16 protein-coding genes are annotated in these 18,858 nt (G+C 44.0%); 6 read left to right on the forward strand and 10 right to left on the reverse strand.

Annotation, left to right across the window (positions count from 1 at the left end):
• Window positions 1-189: 189 nt before the first annotated feature.
• Window positions 190-657 carry a helix-turn-helix domain-containing protein gene (locus tag F6K57_RS23080; RefSeq protein WP_293070869.1) on the reverse strand — a complete coding sequence of 156 codons (468 nt, stop codon included), beginning with the start codon at window positions 655-657 and terminating at the stop codon, window positions 190-192.
• 199 nt (window positions 658-856) lie between these two features.
• Complete coding sequence (locus F6K57_RS23085) at window positions 857-1,393, reverse strand: helix-turn-helix transcriptional regulator (RefSeq protein ID WP_293070871.1); 537 nt, start codon at window positions 1,391-1,393, stop codon at window positions 857-859.
• Between the two features lie 801 nt (window positions 1,394-2,194).
• Here F6K57_RS23085 and F6K57_RS23090 point away from each other — a divergent pair.
• Both F6K57_RS23090 and F6K57_RS23095 read left to right on the forward strand, forming a co-directional pair.
• Window positions 2,195-5,830, forward strand: coding sequence for an NB-ARC domain-containing protein (locus F6K57_RS23090; protein WP_293070873.1), 3,636 nt, complete (start codon window positions 2,195-2,197; stop codon window positions 5,828-5,830).
• A gap of 147 nt (window positions 5,831-5,977) precedes the next feature.
• Window positions 5,978-6,217, forward strand: a complete 240-nt coding sequence (locus tag F6K57_RS23095; RefSeq protein WP_293070875.1) for a hypothetical protein — start codon at window positions 5,978-5,980, stop codon at window positions 6,215-6,217.
• 51 nt (window positions 6,218-6,268) lie between these two features.
• Here the strand turns inward: F6K57_RS23095 and F6K57_RS23100 are convergent, their stop codons facing one another.
• The 3 genes from F6K57_RS23100 to F6K57_RS23110 all read right to left on the reverse strand — a co-directional run bounded on the left by F6K57_RS23100 (window position 6,269) and on the right by F6K57_RS23110 (window position 8,584).
• Complete coding sequence (locus F6K57_RS23100) at window positions 6,269-7,696, reverse strand: hypothetical protein (protein WP_293070877.1); 1,428 nt, start codon at window positions 7,694-7,696, stop codon at window positions 6,269-6,271.
• A gap of 281 nt (window positions 7,697-7,977) precedes the next feature.
• Window positions 7,978-8,100, reverse strand: a complete 123-nt coding sequence (locus F6K57_RS23105; RefSeq protein ID WP_293018147.1) for a hypothetical protein — start codon at window positions 8,098-8,100, stop codon at window positions 7,978-7,980.
• A gap of 25 nt (window positions 8,101-8,125) precedes the next feature.
• Window positions 8,126-8,584 (reverse strand): hypothetical protein, encoded by a 459-nt coding sequence (locus F6K57_RS23110; RefSeq protein WP_293018146.1) that lies wholly within the window; start codon window positions 8,582-8,584, stop codon window positions 8,126-8,128.
• A 107-nt stretch (window positions 8,585-8,691) separates the two neighbouring features.
• Between F6K57_RS23110 and F6K57_RS23115 the strand changes: the two genes are divergently transcribed.
• The gene (locus F6K57_RS23115) at window positions 8,692-12,867 is read left to right on the forward strand and encodes a caspase family protein (RefSeq protein ID WP_293070880.1); all 4,176 of its coding nucleotides are present in this window, start codon (window positions 8,692-8,694) and stop codon (window positions 12,865-12,867) included.
• Between the two features lie 46 nt (window positions 12,868-12,913).
• Here the strand turns inward: F6K57_RS23115 and F6K57_RS23120 are convergent, their stop codons facing one another.
• Both F6K57_RS23120 and F6K57_RS23125 read right to left on the reverse strand, forming a co-directional pair.
• On the reverse strand, window positions 12,914-13,177 hold the full coding sequence (locus F6K57_RS23120; RefSeq protein WP_293070882.1) for a hypothetical protein: 264 nt from the start codon (window positions 13,175-13,177) through the stop codon (window positions 12,914-12,916).
• Window positions 13,174-13,359, reverse strand: coding sequence for a hypothetical protein (locus F6K57_RS23125; RefSeq protein ID WP_070392097.1), 186 nt, complete (start codon window positions 13,357-13,359; stop codon window positions 13,174-13,176). The genes F6K57_RS23120 and F6K57_RS23125 overlap by 4 nt, the downstream gene beginning before the upstream one ends.
• A gap of 110 nt (window positions 13,360-13,469) precedes the next feature.
• Between F6K57_RS23125 and F6K57_RS23130 the strand changes: the two genes are divergently transcribed.
• Complete coding sequence (locus F6K57_RS23130; RefSeq protein ID WP_293027818.1) at window positions 13,470-13,637, forward strand: hypothetical protein; 168 nt, start codon at window positions 13,470-13,472, stop codon at window positions 13,635-13,637.
• Between the two features lie 486 nt (window positions 13,638-14,123).
• The gene (locus tag F6K57_RS23135; RefSeq protein ID WP_293070885.1) at window positions 14,124-14,432 is read left to right on the forward strand and encodes a hypothetical protein; all 309 of its coding nucleotides are present in this window, start codon (window positions 14,124-14,126) and stop codon (window positions 14,430-14,432) included.
• Window positions 14,433-14,637: 205 nt separating this feature from the next.
• Here F6K57_RS23135 and F6K57_RS23140 read toward each other — a convergent pair whose 3' ends face one another.
• The 3 genes from F6K57_RS23140 to ggt form a co-directional block, all read right to left on the reverse strand.
• Complete coding sequence (locus F6K57_RS23140; RefSeq protein WP_293027808.1) at window positions 14,638-15,720, reverse strand: pentapeptide repeat-containing protein; 1,083 nt, start codon at window positions 15,718-15,720, stop codon at window positions 14,638-14,640.
• Window positions 15,713-16,636, reverse strand: coding sequence for a hypothetical protein (locus tag F6K57_RS23145; RefSeq protein WP_293027804.1), 924 nt, complete (start codon window positions 16,634-16,636; stop codon window positions 15,713-15,715). The genes F6K57_RS23140 and F6K57_RS23145 overlap by 8 nt, the downstream gene beginning before the upstream one ends.
• Before the next feature lie 128 nt (window positions 16,637-16,764).
• Window positions 16,765-18,507, reverse strand: coding sequence for a gamma-glutamyltransferase (ggt, locus tag F6K57_RS23150; RefSeq protein ID WP_293070886.1), 1,743 nt, complete (start codon window positions 18,505-18,507; stop codon window positions 16,765-16,767).
• A gap of 32 nt (window positions 18,508-18,539) precedes the next feature.
• Between ggt and F6K57_RS23155 the strand changes: the two genes are divergently transcribed.
• On the forward strand, window positions 18,540-18,746 hold the full coding sequence (locus F6K57_RS23155; RefSeq protein WP_293027795.1) for a hypothetical protein: 207 nt from the start codon (window positions 18,540-18,542) through the stop codon (window positions 18,744-18,746).
• Window positions 18,747-18,858 lie beyond the last annotated feature (112 nt).

The raw sequence follows: 18,858 nt of genomic DNA on the forward strand, positions 1-18,858 counted from the left end.
CGGAGGCATAGCAGTTTTTACGTTGGTTTGTATGGTCAAACCTGGATGAATTTTAAGGATGTTTGTCTAAAATTAGTAACCGAATTAATGAAATTAAATCCTAATAAACGAAAGTATTATCAACGCGAAGGGCTAGGTCGCTTATAGAATCTGCGTTTTAGCTCATTTCGTCACCCCCTCAGTATAAAACTAGGCTTGATTGTAAATACGATTCAGTATTTTATCCAATAATTCTTTATTTTTATAATGATTATTGTTTTTTGATTCTTCCACACTACTCCTGGCTTCAGCTATTAATTTATAATAGCTAGTCCGGGATTTAAAAACTACATTATATTCCTCAATCAAATAACCCTCTAATTTATCAAAATTACATTTATATTGTTTTTTAATCCAAGTGATAACTTCTTGCTTTTGTTTTTTAGTTAAATAGCCTTTACCCCCTTTATAAGATAATTTTAATCCTTCTACACCCGCTGCATGAAAAATTTTTCTCCACTTACTAATGAAGCTCTTTGATACATTTAAGAATTCGGATATTGCTTGATATTCCAAGCCTTGTATGGCAAATTTTACAGCTAGCGCTCTTTTTAATTCTCTTGAATCTGGATTACTCTTAATCCACTTATCCAACTCTCGGTTTTCTTTATTTGACATAGAGTTTTGCTCCCCTATTTTTGAAAAAAATTAGTATATTTTATGATTCTTAACTCAACGTAGTAATAATTTTAGTGAAATTAGTAATTATAATGATGAACAAATTTAAATTTGATTACCACCAATACCTACTCCCTAAAAGCCAGGGCTAAAGTCCCTAAATCAATTGAGTAGTGCTATATAGTAATGGTAATACCTATCAGTATTTTTGTTTAGCGTAAATGTTTTTTAAGTGCTTTTTAACCGTATTGATGCTGATAAATAGCTGCTGGGCAATTTCTCGGTAAGTAAAGTTCGCTTTTTTAAGTGACCATATTTGCTCTTCCCGGGGAGTTAACCCATATTTGAGCGCATCAGTGCTAGCGGAATTTTGATAAGATTGATTTTGATCTTCTAGGGTTACTAAGAGGTAAGGATCTGGGGATAACTCTAACGTTAACCATCTAACCCTAACCCGAAAGTTAACTGACTTATCCACTTTAATTTCAGCTTCGAGAATTAGTTTGCGATCGCAAAACCACTCACGACTATCAATTAATGATTCGCAAACTCGCCAAATTTGGTCAGGGATAGAATTTATCTGTGACCTACCTTGAGTGATTTGAGAACACATTCGACGTCCACACTCATTGGCATGAAACCAATCTTGGTTAATAGTTAGAATCAGCACCCCATCCACAAACCCCTCAAGGATTGCTTGGATCAGTAATGGGGGTTCTGATCTTGTTTGTGCCATGACTAGCATTACCTGAATTACACATTATCCAGAATTCCGAATTTGCCCAGCCTTTGCTAGACACAGTTTTGGATCAGGTTTGGATCAGCTGCTGATCACAACAGATGATCCAAAATTGGCACTTGACAATTGGTATAATAAAGTATAATAATTTCGAGCTCTCACCTGGCTCTAGTTTGAATTATTAACACATCAAGTAGCAAAGAATTGTGAACAGGATTGTGAAGAGGTTTCCTGAGGTGCGACCTGTGTGGAATTTAATTCTTAATGGGGAAAGCGAACCTAAGTGTTGGTGGGATCTTGTCACTTACTTTAGGAGTATGTCTACTGACAGAGGCTCCGATCGCTCTTAGCGGAAGCAAAGCTTCATCGCGTAGCGTGGGCGTAGCCCATTAAGATTCTCTGGGTCGCGAGGATGTTTGAGAAGTAACACATGTTTGGCATCAGCGATCATTATCGGAAATCTGAGGGACTTTGAGCCACTTACCCCCTTGCTTTGGGGGGTTAGGGGGGTATGTACGAGTAGGATCCAACACCTTTAAAATAGCCTCTTAGACCTGGAATATGCCTAAGGGCGTTTACCAGAGTTTAGCTGCGATTTCCTTGAGCTTAGCTATTGGTTTGATTCTAATATAGTATGCATTTTTATTTGAAATGTAAACAGCGGACCCGTCGAAACAGGGAACTTCGGATCAGGGAACAGGGAATAGTAGGAAAGAGCTCCAAAGAGTTTTTGATGTTATGAGACATCAGCAAGATTGTTCATGACCTATTTGTAAATCCTATAGCTGAGGTGAGATTTTGCCATCTTTACAAGCATCTCGACAGGGAAGACTAACAATTAAACAGTATCGAAACCGAAAGGGATGGACGATAGAGGATCACAGATGGCTGGTCGAGGCGAGTAAGATCTTAAATCCAGATATCGACTGGGCATCCTCGGAGTATGGGTTGCAAGAAATCTATGCTCCTGGTGTCTCCCTAGCTACTTGGAAACGCTTCTTGCAAGGAAAACCGATTAATGCCCAAGTTTTCCAGGTATTTTGCCAAGTTTTAGGACTTAACTGGGAATATGTAATTGAGAACAGCCTCCCTAAGTCCTCAATCCAGAAGACAACCGCTAAAATCCCCCCAAATCGAGTAGATTGGTCAGCAGCGCCGGATGTGCCAGTTTTTTTTGGACGTACCGAAGAATTAGCTACCTTAGTGGAATGGATTCTCAATGATCGTTGCCGAGTTGTGGCAATTCTAGGAATGGGTGGAATTGGTAAAACTGGACTCTCCCTGAAGCTAGGTAAGGGGGGAATTGGCAAAACTGATCAGTCCCTCAAGCTAGCCCATGGCATTCAGGATGACTTTGAGTACGTAATTTGGCGTACGCTACTGAATGCTCCTCCCATTATCAAAATTCTTGAAGAGCTGATCAAATTTCTCTCCAACCAGGTAGAAACAGATTTACCAGACACCCTAGATGCTCAACTATCACTACTACTTCACTATTTGCGTGAGCATCGCTGTTTGCTAATCCTGGATAATGTGGAGTCAATTCTACAAGGTGGTGAGAAGCCTGGGCAATATCGAGAGGGATATGAGCAGTATGAGCAACTGTTCCGACAAATTGGAGAAGTCTCCCATCAAAGCTGCTTGTTGATCACCAGCCGAGAGAAGCCCCACGCCATTGCCAGACTTGAAGGCAAAACACGACCGGTTCGTTGCCTGGAATTAAGCGGTTTTGATGTTGTAAATGGCAAGAAAATATTTAATTCCATTGCCTCGTTCTCTGGTTCAGATCAGCAATGGCAAAAACTGATTGAATTTTACAACGGTAATCCTTTATCCCTAGAAATTGTTGCCAAGCATATTGATGAAGTATTTTTGGGTAATATTGGCGAATTTTTAACAGAAGGAAAACCCGTATTCGATGACTTTCGTGAAGTGTTAACCTGGCACTTTGAGCACTTATCAGACTACGAAAAAGACATTCTTTACTGGTTAGCAATTAATCGGGAAGCTGTTTCCCTTGCCCAACTCCGAGAGGATATCCTCTCACCAGTCGCTAAACAACAGTTACCAGTAACACTGCAATCCCTGCAAAGACGTTTACCTTTGGAAAAAAGTTCAGCAGGCTTTACCCTGCAACCTGTCCTGATCGAGTACATGACTGAAAAAGTCATTGAGCAGGTTAGTCAGGAAATACTCACAGATAAAATAGCTCTGTTTAATTCTCATTGTTTGCTGAAGGCTTTGGCAAAACAGTACCTTCGGGAAGCTCAATCCCTTCTGCTCCTCAAACCAGTAATCGATCGGCTAATCGCTAGTTTGACTAGTCAAGGTCGTCTGGAAGAAACCCTAAATTGTAGTCTTTCAAAGATAAGAGAAGACTTGGTGCCAAAGGTAGGCTATGTAGCCGGTAATATCCTTAATCTGCTCTGCCAACTTAAAACTGATTTAAGGGGTTATGATTTTTCTAATCTCACTATTTTGCAAGCTTACCTTCAGGGGGTAGAGTTGCTAGATGTAAACTTCGCTAATGCTACCATCGCTAAATCAGTTTTTACTCAACCCTTTGGTAGTATTTTGTCAGTAGCATTTAGCCCCGATGGCCAGCTTTTGGCTGCAGGTGATAGCATGGGCAAGATTCATCTGTGGCAAATTGCCGATAGTCAATACCGTTTAACCTTAAAGGGACACACCAGTTGGGTATGGTCATTGGCCTTTACTAGGCTAGATGATGGTAACAGTGAAGATACTCAGATTTTGGCTAGTAGCTCTGAAGATCAAACCGTCAGGCTCTGGGATATTGCTACCAGTCAATGCCTCCACACCTTGCGAGGACATAGGAGTAGAATATGGTCAGTTGCTTTCAGTGGAGATGGCACAATTGTTGCTACTGGCAGTGGCGATAAAACCGTTAGAATCTGGGATGTTAGTACCGGTGAATGCTTGAACATCTTGTCAGAGCACTCCCAGACCGTAAGAGCCGTAGCTTGTAGTCCCGATGGTGCCATTCTCGCTAGTGGCAGTGAAGATAAAACTATCAAACTCTGGGACTCTGATATAGGTGAATGCCTCAGCACCTTAGAAGGACACTCTCAGCAGGTCAGGTCACTGGCTTTCAGCCCCGATGGAACTACTCTCGCCAGTAGTAGTGATGACAAAACCGTAAGGCTATGGAATCTTAGTACCGGTGAATGCGTTAAGATTCTGCGGGGACATACAAAAAGCATATGGTCAATCGGGTTTAGTAGAGATGGAACCACTCTCGCCAGTAGTAGTGATGACAAAACCGTAAGGCTATGGAATCTTAGCACCGGTGAATGTGTTAATAAGTTGTACGGACATACCAATGGCGTATGGTCTATTGCTTTCAGTCCAGATGGCGTAACCTTAGCAAGTGGTTGTGATGACCAAACTGTAAGGCTATGGAATATTAACACTGGTCAATGCCTCAACACGTTTCGAGGATATACCAATGGCGTATGGTCTATTGCTTTCAGTCCAGATGGCACAACCCTCGCCAGTGGCAGTGAAGACCAAACCGTCAGACTTTGGGATGTTGGTACCGGTGAATGCCTCGATACCTTACGAGGACATACCAATTTGATATTTTCTGTTGCCTTTAGTCGAGATGGTACAATCTTAGTTAGTGGCTCTAAAGACCAAACCCTCAGACTCTGGGATATTAGCACTGGTGAATGCCTCAACACCTTCCACGGACCCAAGTGGGTACTTTCAGTCGCCTTTAGTCCCAATGGAGAAATCTTAGCCAGTGGTCATAATGACGATAAAGTAAGACTCTGGGATATTAGCACCGGTGAGTGTTTCCAGACCTTATTAGGACACAGGAGTTTGGTCTGGTCAGTAGCTTTCAGTCCAGATGGCACAATTGTTGCTAGTGGCTGTGAAGACCAAACCGTTAAACTCTGGGATGTTGGCACCGGTGACTGTTTGAGTACTTTGCAGGGACACCGGAATATCATCAAGTCCGTTGTCTTTAGTGGAGATGGCAGAATTCTCGCTAGTGGCTGTGAAGACCACACGGTCAGGCTCTGGGATGTTGGCACTGGTGAGTGTCTCAACACTTTGCGTGGACACACCCATCGCTTACGCTCAGTGGCGTTCAACCCTAATGGTAAACTGATCGTCAGTGGTAGTTATGATAAAACCTGTAAGCTCTGGGATGTTCAGACAGGTGAATGTTTAAAAACTCTCCATGGACATACTAATTTGGTATGGTCTGTTGCTTTCAGTCGAGATGGTTTAATGCTGGCCAGTAGCAGCAACGATGGCACAATTAAGTTTTGGGATATTGAGACGGGTCAATGTATCAAAACCCTGAGAGTGCCTAGACCCTATGAGGGGATGAATATAGCTGGTGTTACTGGTTTAACAAAAGCAACTATTACGTCCCTGAAAGCGTTGGGAGCAGTTGATTAGACTTCGTGGCAGTTGTCGGGAGTCGGGAATCGGGAGTCGGGAGTCGGGAGTCGGGAGTCGGGGGCGTTGCTTAATAATGGAATGATTTTAAGAGTTTTTAGGTGCGCTTTCCGCATCTAATTATTAAATTCGCCACGGGTCGCACCTGTGGAATGGGCATCTTGGTGGAACGGGCATCTGGCCGTGGAATGGGCATCTTGCCCGTTCCTTAGATTTGGGCATCTGGCCGTGGAATGGGCATCTTGCCCGTTCCTTAGATTTGGGCATCTGGCCGTGGAATGGGCATCTTGCCGTGGAATGGGCATCTTGCGTGGAACTGGCATCTTGCCAGTTTCAATATATTTTCGGGCGGGCAGGATGCCCACTCTACGGATCTGGGAACGGTAAGCACTGCCCACCATAGGATTAATTTCAATCGTGCAACAGCTCAGTTCACCCCTACCTACTAGCAGATAAGATTTTTTTGAGACACAAAGCAATTACTCCAAAGATCAGGATGAGCCCAACAGGTACTATCACACTATTGATTAAAGGGTTTTTACAACTGTTCTCCAAGGGTTTTATAATCTTGGATACAGCCTTACACTGCTTCGCTTCAAAATCCACTAAAGCTGTAACCGCTGTGCCCGCACCAACTACCGTTACTATATTTTGAAAAGTGCGATCGCGTTCTGCTTTTTCCAGCTCAATTTGACTACGGATGGCATTTATCCTGGTTTCTAGTAGCCGTAAGCCTAGCGCCATAGTATCATAGTCTTTAGTAACCTGCAATAGGTAATTTTGCTTTACTTCTTTACTAAACGTTTCTAAAAACTTCAGATTATTATCGGCCCCTAATTCTTGGCATTTTTGGTTGATGATTTCTAAACGGGTTTGATAATTGAATAAATTAATCTCGATAATTTGGTTTTGAAAATTTAGTTTAGGCAAATCTAGGGTATAATTATCCAAAGACTTTTGAATATCATCCAGTTTTGCGGCTATGGTTTGCTCCCTAAAGCCAGAAGCGTTTTGGTCATTGATAAGTCTCTGATTTTCTTCAGCCTGCTTATAAAAATTGACCAATGAATTTTTGATTAAGCGACTTTGGCTGTAAGCCCATAAAATTTTGTTTCTATAACTAAACAGACCCATCCAATCAGTATACAACTCCGCTGCCTTTTCCATACTTGCTTGGTCAGGAAAGATCATAATGATTACATGGCAGTTGGCCTGATTCAGGGGTTGATATCGCCACAGCTCAAAAACTTCACCACCAAATAACCTGCCTTTTCCATGTAAATCTTGTGACCAATTCGCCCCTTTATCGAAAACCTTATCACCAGATTTTGCAATGTCTTTTTCCTGTTTTGTCGAACTTTCGGGTGTTGATACTCCATGTAAATCTTGTGACCAATTCGCCGCTGTCTGGAAAACCTGATAACAGGATTTAGCAATGTATTCATAGCTTTTGCTCGATGTTTTCGCTAACCATCCAGAAAGCATCCAGGTTTGTCCTAGGGTTGCCCTTTCACCTTGTAATCTCCATTCAATTTCGGCTCGGAGTCTGGCAAAACAGTCAGGGGTTTGGGGGTCAGTTTGATTGTTAATGGAACAATCAATTTGCAAACCATAGGTATCATTTAAGCGGACAGGGTAGTAGTACCCTTCTAGGGTATTGTTTGCTGTGGTAAAATCATAGTACTTTTGCCTAGGGAGTAGTTCTAAATATTTGGTTTCTAGATCAGGATCGGAAAATTTACTATCGGCTGGGAGTTTAGCTCGGAACTTAGCTTGCTTTTCTTGCTTCTCAGCTTCAGTGAGGTTGAGAGCATCTCGTAAATCATATAAAAATAAATCCAGAGTTGGAAAGATTAGATCGCTCACTATAGCACTCTTTTCAATTGGGTGAGGTACAAATTATTATTTTAGGAAGCAGGGAGTAGGGAGTAGGGAGTAGGGAGCAGGGAACAGGTAACAGGGAACAGGCTAAAAATCCTGTGGAATGGGCATCAGGCGTGGAACTGGCATCTTGCCAGTTAATGCATCAGGCGTGGAACTGGCATCTTGCCAGTTTCATGGTTATTTTCGGGCGGGCAGGATGCCCACTCTACTCTGTATTCATTCGAAGACTGACCCAACGCCAATTTCTGAGTATAGCGTTGATCCTACTTACGAGCTACATTCAATTTTATTCCCCCATCTCCCCATCTCCCCATCTCCCCATCTCCCCATCTCCCCATCTCCCCATCTCCCCATCTCCCCATCTCCCCATCTCCCCATTTCCCCATCTCCCCATCTTCCAAATTGGGTACTTTACTTTTTAGAAGTCCCTAAAAACTGTTTCAGTTTTTCCAAGGGTAATTGTTTCACAGCTGCTTCTGGCTGTTCTGTACGACTGACGACAATCACAATATTATTAATGTGTTGGTCATAGCCTGTAGGTGATGACTTAGGTTTATATCCTTTGATGACCCAGACACTACTAGTGGTATCGAATTGCTGGATTTCCGCTTCTGTTGGTAGATACTCTAGGGGAATATCGACCCTAGTGTTAATAAGTTGGGTAGAGTAAATTTGGTAACGTTGATTTAACTCAGGATTAGCTGCAATCATCTCTAGTAACTTGGGTTTGGTATACCTCTCCCAGGCCAGAGGTTGGGCATCGAGTTGATCGCCAATTTCTTTGATGCTCTTAGTCTCAGCTTGACTCAAGGGTGTGTCTAAATCAGTCAGAGCAAGTAAAAAAGCTAATAGGGTTTTGTTAGTATTCATCAGCCACTGCCACTACTTCAATCACTATCTTTATACACGAAGGATCAGCCGAGTGCTCGAAATTGCGATAGTATGTTAACCTAATAAAAATTCAGAACCTCGCTCCAATGACACCGGAATGGGAAGCCCTAATCGTTGGGATTAACCGTTATCCAGAATACACCAACTTTAACGACCTGACCGTTGCGGCATTAGATGGGGAAAATGTCGCTCAACAATTAGATCACTATGGCTATGAACCGTTTCGGATTCAGGACTTACCCCTTGGATTGACTCAAAAAGAACCAGAGGAACTATCGAGCAGAGGCATAGTAAAATTAGAGGAATTAAGGTCAGCAGTCGCTAATCTGTTTAATCCTCCCGCTCCCAACCAAGCCCCAGAAACCGCCTTATTTTTCTTTTCAGGCCATGGCTGTAGACAAGAGGTGGATGGTATTGAGGAAGTTTTCTTAGTCACTAGTGATGCCTTCCCTGATGTTGGAATTTATGGCTATTCTCTACGGGAGTTGGGTGAGCAAATCGCAACTAGCTCAGTCAAACAGGTAGTGATTTGGTTAGATTGTTGCTACAGTGGCGAGTTACTAAACTTTATCCCAACCGATAAAGCTTACTGCTTAATTACTGCTACTCGTTCCTTTGAACCGGGAGTAGAGATAAGCCATGAACAAGGAGTATTTACCAAGGCGTTACTGGCAGGGTTGAATCCGGAAAATCACCCGGATGGTATTGTAAATAGTCATAATTTGGCAGAGTTTATTGAGAAGCGGATGTCAATGACTTCTCAACGTCCTTTAATCGCTAACTCAAACCAAGCTATTCTACTCACTACCAAGTTTACGAAATCCAGCTTTCAGGATAAGTGCCCCTATCGGTCTCTGTCTTATTTTACGGCGAAAGTAGAGGATGCTCTGGTGTTTCACGGTCGCTCTAAGTTGACCCAGCAGTTAATTGAACGAGTTAAAACAAAAGACCGTCTGCTGTTAGTTTTAGGGGCTTCCGGTAGTGGCAAGTCTTCCTTAGTTAGGGCTGGATTATTGTATCAACTGAAGTTAGGGCAGGTAATTGTTGGAAGCGATCGCTGGTATTATCTGGAACCTTTTACTCCTGGTGAAGCACCAAAGCAAAGGTTACAGGAGGTGCTGGAAAAGGGGGAGGGCGAGCAGAAGCAGTCAGAGAATTCTAGTGTTACTCCGGTGGTCATGATTATTGACCAGTTTGAAGAGTGCTTCACCATGAGTCAACCTGACCAACGCCAGGAATTCTTTAACAGTTTGATTGAATTAATCGAGAATACCAACAATCTAATTGTTTTAATTGCTATGCGCTCTGACTTTCGGGGGCGGTTGCGAGAGTATGCTCAATTTGTTGAAAAGATTAATAAACCTTACATCAATGTAGACCACTTGAACCGTGAGGAAATTGAAGAAGCGATCGCTAAACCGGCGGAATTAGTAGGATTGGGAATTGAGGGCAGATTAAAACAGCAACTGATTAACGATGTCGAAGATTATCCAGGCAGCCTGCCCCTGCTCCAATATACTCTGACGGAATTATGGAAACAGTCAAGACATCAGCAGGAAACGTTTTTACGCTTAAAGACTTATCAACAGTTAGGGGGAATTGAGGGAACTCTCGAAAAGAGAGCCAATCAGGTATTTGATAGTCTATCACCGGAAGAACAAAATGTGGCTAGGCGTTTGTTGTTGGAATTAACTCAAGTGGGAGATACTCTCGATACCCGTAGACGAATACGCCTGGGGGAGTTAGTCAATTCTCACCACAGTTTAGAACTGCTCGATGCTGTTAGCCAGAAGTTAGCCAGTTCAGACAACCGCTTGATTACTAGAAGCCATGAGGAAAATTCCCAGGATGTGGTTTTGGATGTGGTTCATGAAGCCTTGATTGGCCACTGGGGAAAGTTGGTGGAGTGGAAGCAGACTTATACAGAGACAATGGTGATCGAACGCAAGCTGGAAGCGGCAGCCCTTGAATGGCAGCAGAAGGGAAAGAAGCGTGATGATGTTGGTTTACTGTTGCTTGGGGGGAGGTTAGTAGAAGCCCAAGAGTATTTAAACGAGTATGGTAAGTTGGGCATGTTGAATGGGCTGGCTGAGGAGTATATTCAGGTAAGCGGTCAGAAACACAAGCAAATCACCCGTAACCGCCGGTTAGTGGCGGGAGCGTTTATTGGTGTGTTGGTATTGGGGACAGTTGTTTCGACAGCTTTTGGGTTACAGTCTAGTAAACAGGCGAGAGAGGCAAGACGAGGTGAAATCGAACTCCTGAGTCAATCTTCAGAACTCTTGTTTACCTTAGAGCAACCCTTTGATGCTCTAAAAGAGAGTTTAAGGGCAGTAAGAAAACTCAACAAGGCGTATTGGGTAAAAGGTGATACTAGAGTTAGAGTGATCGCTAGTTTACGGCAATCTCTCTATGGAGTGAAAGAATTTAATAGCCTAGACGAACATAGCGAACTTGTATGGAGCGTGGCCTTTAGCCGAGACGGCCAGACTATCGCTACTGCTAGTGCAGACAACACCGTGAAACTGTGGAATCTCCAAGGCCAACCCCTGCACACCCTCAAAGGCCATAGCGCATCTGTCTATAGCGTTACCTTTAGCCCAGATGGCCAGACTATCGCTACTGGTAGTGATGACAAGACAGTGAAACTGTGGAATCTCCAAGGCAAAGAACTGCACACCCTCAAAGGCCATAGCAAACGTGTCACTAGCGTGGCCTTTAGCGATGATGGCCAAACTATCGCTTCTGGTAGTAGAGACAACACGGTAAAACTGTGGAATCTAGAGGGCCAGGAACTGCACACCCTCAAAGGCCATAGCAACTTTGTCACTAGTGTGGCCTTTAGCCCAGATGGCCAGACTATCGCTTCTGGTAGTAGGGACAACAGGGTGAAACTGTGGAATCACCAAGGCAAAAAACTGCACACCCTCAATGAACATAGTAAATATGTCTATAGCGTAGCCTTTAGCCCAGATGGCCAGACTATCGCTTCTGGTAGTAGGGACAAGACGGTGAAACTGTGGAATCTAGAAAGCAAACTACTCCAAATCCTCACTGGACATAGCGCATCTGTCCATAGCGTGGCCTTTAGCCGAGACGGCCAGACTATCGCTTCTGGTAGTTTCGACAAGACGGTGAAACTGTGGAATCTCCAAGGCAAAGAACTGCACACCCTCACCGGACATAGGGCACTTGTCTATAGCGTGGCCTTTAGCCGAGATGGCCAGACTATCGCTTCTGCTAGTGATGACAACACTGTGAAACTGTGGAATCTAGAAAGCAAACCACTCCACACCCTCACTGGCCATAGCGCATCTGTCTATAGCGTTACCTTTAGCCGAGACGGCCAGACTATCGCTACTGCTAGTGATGACAACACCGTGAAACTGTGGAATCTCCAAGGCAAAGAACTGCACACCCTCAAAGGCCATAGCAAACGTGTCACTAGCGTGGCCTTTAGCGATGATGGCCAGACTATCGCTTCTGGTAGTAGCGACAACACCGTGAAACTTTGGAATCATCAAGGCAAAGAACTGCACACCCTCAAAGGGCATAGCAAGCCTGTCATTAGCGTGGCCTTTAGCGATGATGGCCAGACTATCGCTTCTGCTAGTGGGGACAAGACAGTGAAACTGTGGAATCTCCAAGGCAAAGAACTGCACACCCTCAAAGGCCATAAAGAATCTGTCATTAGCGTAGCCTTTAGCGATGATGGCCAGACTATCGCTTCTGCTAGTTTGGACAAAACCGTCAAACTCTGGAATCGAGAAGGCAAACTCCTGCACACCCTCAAAGGGCATAGCAAGCCTGTCATTAGCGTGGCCTTTAGCGATGATGGCCAGACTATCGCTTCTGGTAGTTGGGACAAGACGGTGAAACTGTGGAATCACCAAGGCCAACCCCTGCACACCCTCAAAGGCCATAGCGCATCTGTCTATAGCGTGGCCTTTAGCCCAGATGGCCAGACTATCGCTTCTGGTAGTCATGACAGGACTGTGAAACTGTGGAATCTGGAAGGAAAACTACTGCACACCCTCACTGGACATAGCGCACCTGTCAATAGCGTGGCCTTTAGCCCAGATGGCAAGACTATTGCTTCTGCTAGTGGTGACAAAACGGTAATTTTATGGAATTTCGATTTAGATGATTTAGTGACACAGAGTTGTAACTGGCTCCATGATTACCTTGTCACTCATGAAGATGAAACAGAATTATGGGAAATTTGTCGTATTAAAGGGAGCAGGGAGCAGGGAAGAAAATAGGGAGCAGGGAGTAGGGAGCAGGGGTAGGTTTTACCCACACTCCACTTTAGTCCTGATTCAACACTTCCGGTAATTTCCAAGAGCGCCCTTGACAGTAAACATAACCATTATTAGTATAAATCCCAGAAAGTGCCCTAGCTAATATCAAGAATTCCTGCTGTTCTTCCGCAGTCATATAATTTTCATTGTGTAGACTCCCTGAGGCTCGGTTTGGATCTCCTCCGGAGTCCAGATATCGCTGACGAGCCAGAGTGGAGAGTTCTACCATTCGTTGATATTGCTGTTGTTGTAATTCACTTAAGGGCTTCATAATTCGGCTACAGGTGTAATCGGGGTAATTTCACCATTTGGTAAAAGCATAGCAAAGGGCAGAAGAAGGCTAGCAGTGCTGATGTACCAAATGCCATTGTCTTGGTCATAAACAGTATTTTCTAGTAATCCTAAGGTATCCAAAGCATTGAGAATTAGATATTGTGCTTCTGTTGGTTCCATCACACCCGACCGAAGTAATAGAGATGTTGGTGATTTTACTGCCAAATCTTGATTATTCGTCCGGTTGAATACCCATAATAAACCTGTGGGAAGTGTGGGGAGATGGGGAGATGGGGAGATGGGGAGATGGGGAGATGGGGAGATGGGGAGATGGGGAGATGGGGAGATGGGGAGATGGGGCAGGGGCGCGGGAAGTGTGGGAAGTGTGGGAAGTGTGGGAAGTGTGGGAAGTGTGGGCAGATTTCACAAGGGTAGGTTTTTTACAAAGGGGCGAGTAGGTACTTTGATTACGTAGAAATTCCTCAAAATTCGTATCAAAATACACAATAATTTCCGGGATAATTCTCCCCATTTCCTGCTTTTCCCGACTCCCGACTCCCGACTCCCGACTCCCGACTCCCGACCTAAATGTAAACAACCTACCCCTGTGAGGATGGGGAGATCGGGAGATTTTTATTAGAGTAATTATACAGACATCCTAGAATCCCTGCTTAGTAAGCCAGAGAAAAGTAGTTTTCCATGCTTAATAGTATGTTTAACTACATTTTTGCTCATTTTAATCCTATGTCCTGATCTGTTGACAATAACCATAGCTGGTAAAATTTTATGGCTGGATTAAACACATTTTTGTAAAATAGTCAACAGTTAAAATTCTGACTTGGAATTTTATGTTAATAAACATAAACTGGAGTTACCACAGAGGTAAATTGGGGCTACTATAGTAACTTAAGTAATCATATAAACATAATCCCGGAAGGTAAAATATGATACAAGCTGCTGTCAAAATGCTAATTCCTTTCGAATCTCTTGTCGAAGCAATTACTACTCTGGAAATAGAAGACAAAATTAAGCTCAATCAAATCCTCGAAGAAGATATTGCTGAAGTCCAACCGCAAATTGCATTAGAAAAATTGTTACAGCAACCAGTGTCCGAAATGCAGTTTGAGCAATTTGAGCAACCTTTCCAAGCACCCGAGCCTGCCAAGACTGAAACCTCAAAGGTGTCTCTGATTCCCCTGTCTCCCCTGCTGCCTCTAATTCCCTTACGTACCTCAGGGGATAACGTTGCTTGAAGAAATGCGATCGCGGTCTTGTAATAGATCTTGTGGGTGCGTTAAGGCCAAGCCTAACGCACCCTACTCGCTACTGCATCAAGAGGAATTGCTAAAACTTATATAAAAAGTTTTTTCATAACTTTTTCCCGATTCCCGATTCCCGATTCCCGATTCCCGATTCCCTGCCCCCAGCGCTACAATTTACCGACAGATACTCCGTAACTTAACGAGGAATAATTACTATAGAGCTATCGCGGTCATCATCTTCAAAAATTGCCCCTAACCGCATCAAAACCCGTCTCATCTGATTAGAAATACCTCTATTTTTAGCGAACCTAGCCCCTTTAACTTTTGCCCCCCTAATGTCAGCATCACTAAAATCAGCCCCCCTGAGATTGGCACCATGTAACTCGGTAAGATTCATCTTCGCACTTCTGAGATTAGCACTCCTAAGGTCAGCATTTTCAAAGATAGCCAAACTCAAGTCAGCTCCCTGAAGATCAACTCCCCTGAGATCACTGTGACTTAAGTCAGTACGAATCAGCTCAGCTTTGCGTAGCTTGGCACGAATCAGATGGACATAACTCAAATTAGCACGAATCAGGCAGACTTGGGTCATATCTGCTAAACTTAAATCAGCACCTTTGAGATTAGTTCCCCTCAGTTTCGCACCTTTGAGATTAGCTTCACTAAGCTCAGCACGGCTCAAGTTAGCATAAGATAAATCAACACACCTCAAATCAGCCCCCCCCAGGTGGGCACGGATGAAGTTAGTGCCCTGAAGGTTAGCTCTGCTCAAAATCGCACTACCCAGATTAGCCCCCCTGAGTTTAGCCCCCTGGAGGTAAGCACCTCCCAATTTAGCCTCGCTAAGATTGACACCAGTCAGGTCAGTTTTCCTGACGTCAGCTCCCCTCAAGTCAGCACCACTGAGATCACCATCCCTGACATTAGCCCCATCTAATCGTATCCCCCTCAGGTCAGCACCACCAAGGCTTACCCCCTGGAGATTAGCACTCCTGAAGTGGCTCATGCTTAGATTCGCACGACTGAAATCAGCCCCCCTCAAGTCAGCATTACATAAGTTGGCACCTTGGAGGTTAGCCCCCCGGAAATCCGTTCCTCTGAAATCCGCTGCCATCAACCTAGCTTGGCTGAGGTCAGTGTAACTTAAGTCAGCTGCAGTGAAGTCATCAGCCAGATTCAGCCCAACCATTGCGGTCAACTGCTCAAGATTGTCTGTTTCTGCCACTAAAACCCGCTTGATCAGGCTTAGCAGAATCGGTTGAGATTTTTCCTCACCCATATTGCAATTCCACTCGAGACAGATAGGGCTTAAGTCTAGTTACCAACAAATGTTCCACAATCAGTCTGTTTAGCACAACGGTTTTATTGCGGGTAAGGTTTGAGGACCACAACCCCTCAACTTCAGTTACACAAATATCCCGCTGGGATACTTCAAAGATTGCTTGGATACAACAGGGTAAAGCAGTGACATTGACAGTTGCTAGCTTTACCCGATTCAGGGAACCAAATAAAACACCATTCCCCTTCTCTTCTTCAAAAATCCAGGCAGGATTTTCTGCCGAAACTTGATTGGTAATGTGGCACCAGGAAACTTGGTCAGTCTCGTGGGATGTCTCGTAGGATTGCAGTTGGGATGTCTCGTAGAATTCTGGTTGATATTCTAGTTGGGATGTCTCGTGGGATTGCGATTGGGTAGCTTCTGGAGTAACAACACCTCCCCCTTTTTCCCTGTTGCCATTAGGATCTGTTGGACGCTGGTTGATATCACAACTAGGCCATGATGACTGTTGATTACCTACTGTTACCAGTTGAAGATAACCACCAAGGTCACGGAATTCATAGGGGATATTACCATTTTGGAGATGAAGACGCAGTACTCCACCTTTGAGTCCAAATTTAACACGACCTTCGAGCAACTGTTCCCACTGTTGCTTAAATTGGATGGTTAGGTATAAATGAATCTGCGGGATTTTAGAGGGTTTTTGCCAAAACTTACGTTTTTGTTTATTTGGCGGAATCAGCGTTCCTTCCAATTTCATCCCTAAGCAATCTAGGCATTTATTCTTAGGCTCAGGTGGAGGCATGTAATAGCAAAGGGAACAGGGAATAGGGAATAGGGAATAGGGAGTAGGGAGTAGGGAGTAGGGAGTAGGGAGTAGCGATGCAGCGCGGTCTTGGGGAGCCAGTGCCTTCATGCGGGGGTTCCCCCCATGAGCAACTGGCGTGGTTTCCCCCACTCGCGCTTTGCATCAAGACGGGAGTAGGGAATTTACGATCCAAAACTCCCACAATTCCTACACGGATTGCTAAAGTAAATGCTATGTTAATAACCTAAGGTTAAGGCACCAGGTCGGCGAGGATCAGATGCACCTTCAAATGAATTGTTAATGTACATAATACTCTGGGTACTCCCCATAGCATTAGCCACCGAAATCTTATATCCTTTATACTTCAATAACTGGATTGTATCACCATTCAAACCCTGTTCTATAAAAAGTTGATCCGGTAACCATTGATGATGTACCCGAATGGCATTAGTAGCTGTAGCAATATTGAGCTGGTGATCAATTACATTCATAATCAATTGCAAAACGGTGGTAATAATCCTACTCCCCCCGGGACTGCCAGTGACTAGATAAGGGTTACCATCTTTGAGCACAATTGTTGGGGTCATAGAACTCAGCATTCTTTTTTCCGGTGCTATAGCATTGAATTCTGCTCCAGTTAACCCAAAAGCATTAGGGACTCCTGGCTTAGCTGAAAAATCATCCATTTCATTGTTGAGGAGAATACCCGTTCCCGGTACTGTAATTTTACTGCCATAGCTGAAGTTTAAAGTATAGGTATTAGCAACAGCATTGCCATACTTATCCATCACTGAATAATGGGTGGTATCATTGCTTTCTACCCGTTGAGTAGGATTACCAGGGGCAATTTCTGAACTGGGAGTTGCTTGATAGGGATTAATCCGTTGACGGATGCTTTCACCATAGGTTTTAGAGGTTAATTCAGCAATCGGAACGGGCACAAAGTCAGGATCTCCTAAAAACTTAGAACGGTCAGCATAAGCTAACTTCATACTTTCCGTCATTAAATGAATGGTTTGGGCAGTATTATGTCCCAGTTTCCGAATCGGAAATGCTTCTAAGGTATTCAACATCTGCACCAGATGGATACCCCCAGAGCTTGGAGGTGGCATAGAATAAATCTCATAGCCCCGATAAGTGCCCCGAATCGGCTCTCGAATCACGGGTTTATAGGTCGCTAAATCCTCTTTGGTAATCAGACCACCATTGGCTTCCATGTCTGCTACGATAGCCGATGCGATCGCACCATCATAAAAAGCTTTAGCCCCATATTTAGCAATCAGCTTTAAACTACGGGCTAAATCCTTTTGTATCAAGATTTCCCCTACCTGATAAGGCACGCCCCCTGGCTTATAAAAAATAGCCATACTCGCCTCAGAAGCCTGCATTCGCTGCTGAGAGTATCTCAGAGAGCGGAACAAATCTTCAGAAACTGGGAACCCTTTTTCTGCTAATTTAATAGCTGGTTGTAATGCCCGTTCTAAGGAAATAGTGCCGTATTTTTCCAGTGCCATGGTTAACCCAGCTACGGTACCAGGAACACCTACAGATAAATAACTGTATCGAGACTTTTCTGGGTCAACCTCACCATTATTATCCAGGAACATATCACGAGTAGCAGCGATTGGTGCTTTCTCCCGATAATCAATAGCAATGGTTTGGTTATCCTTGGCCAGATGTAAGAGCATAAAGCCACCGCCACCGAGATTCCCAGCTCGCGGTAAGGTTACCGCTAGGGTAAACCCAATGGTTACCGCAGCATCAACAGCATTGCCACCTTCTTTTAAAACGGCTAAACCAGCTTCTGAGGCATAGCGTTCTTGAGAGGAAACCATACCGTTGTTAGCGATAACGGGATGAAAGATATCTTTTCTGCTAAAGATAACTGTGTCTTGAGCAGAGGCGCTGCCAGCACTAATGAAAATTAGAGTAGTCAGACAAGTGATGATGAATTTATATTTTCTAGCTATCTTGCCCATGGGATAGTTGAGGGACTATTTAGGGATTGGAAATGATTTTCGGCTTTCGGAAAGATACTATAACGGTTTCCACCAGCGCTACTAGGGAGTCGGGAGTCGGGAATCGGGAATCGGGAATCGGGAGTCGGGAGTCGGGGGGATTACTTTTGTCTGTTGCCTCTTGCCTCTTGCCTATTCCCTGTTCCCTGTTCCCTACACACAGCCATATATCACTAATCGCACCAAAAGTTTGTACTTAACTTGACAGTAATTTTGACTGCTTAATGATGAGTCTTTAAGGGGTGCAATTAATCCCGACTAAAAAAGTCGGGTATGGTTGACGGACATTTTGAGGTATGTTACTTTTAATCA

This window comes from Moorena sp. SIO4A5, assembly GCF_010672005.1.
GTDB lineage: Bacteria > Cyanobacteriota > Cyanobacteriia > Cyanobacteriales > Coleofasciculaceae > Moorena.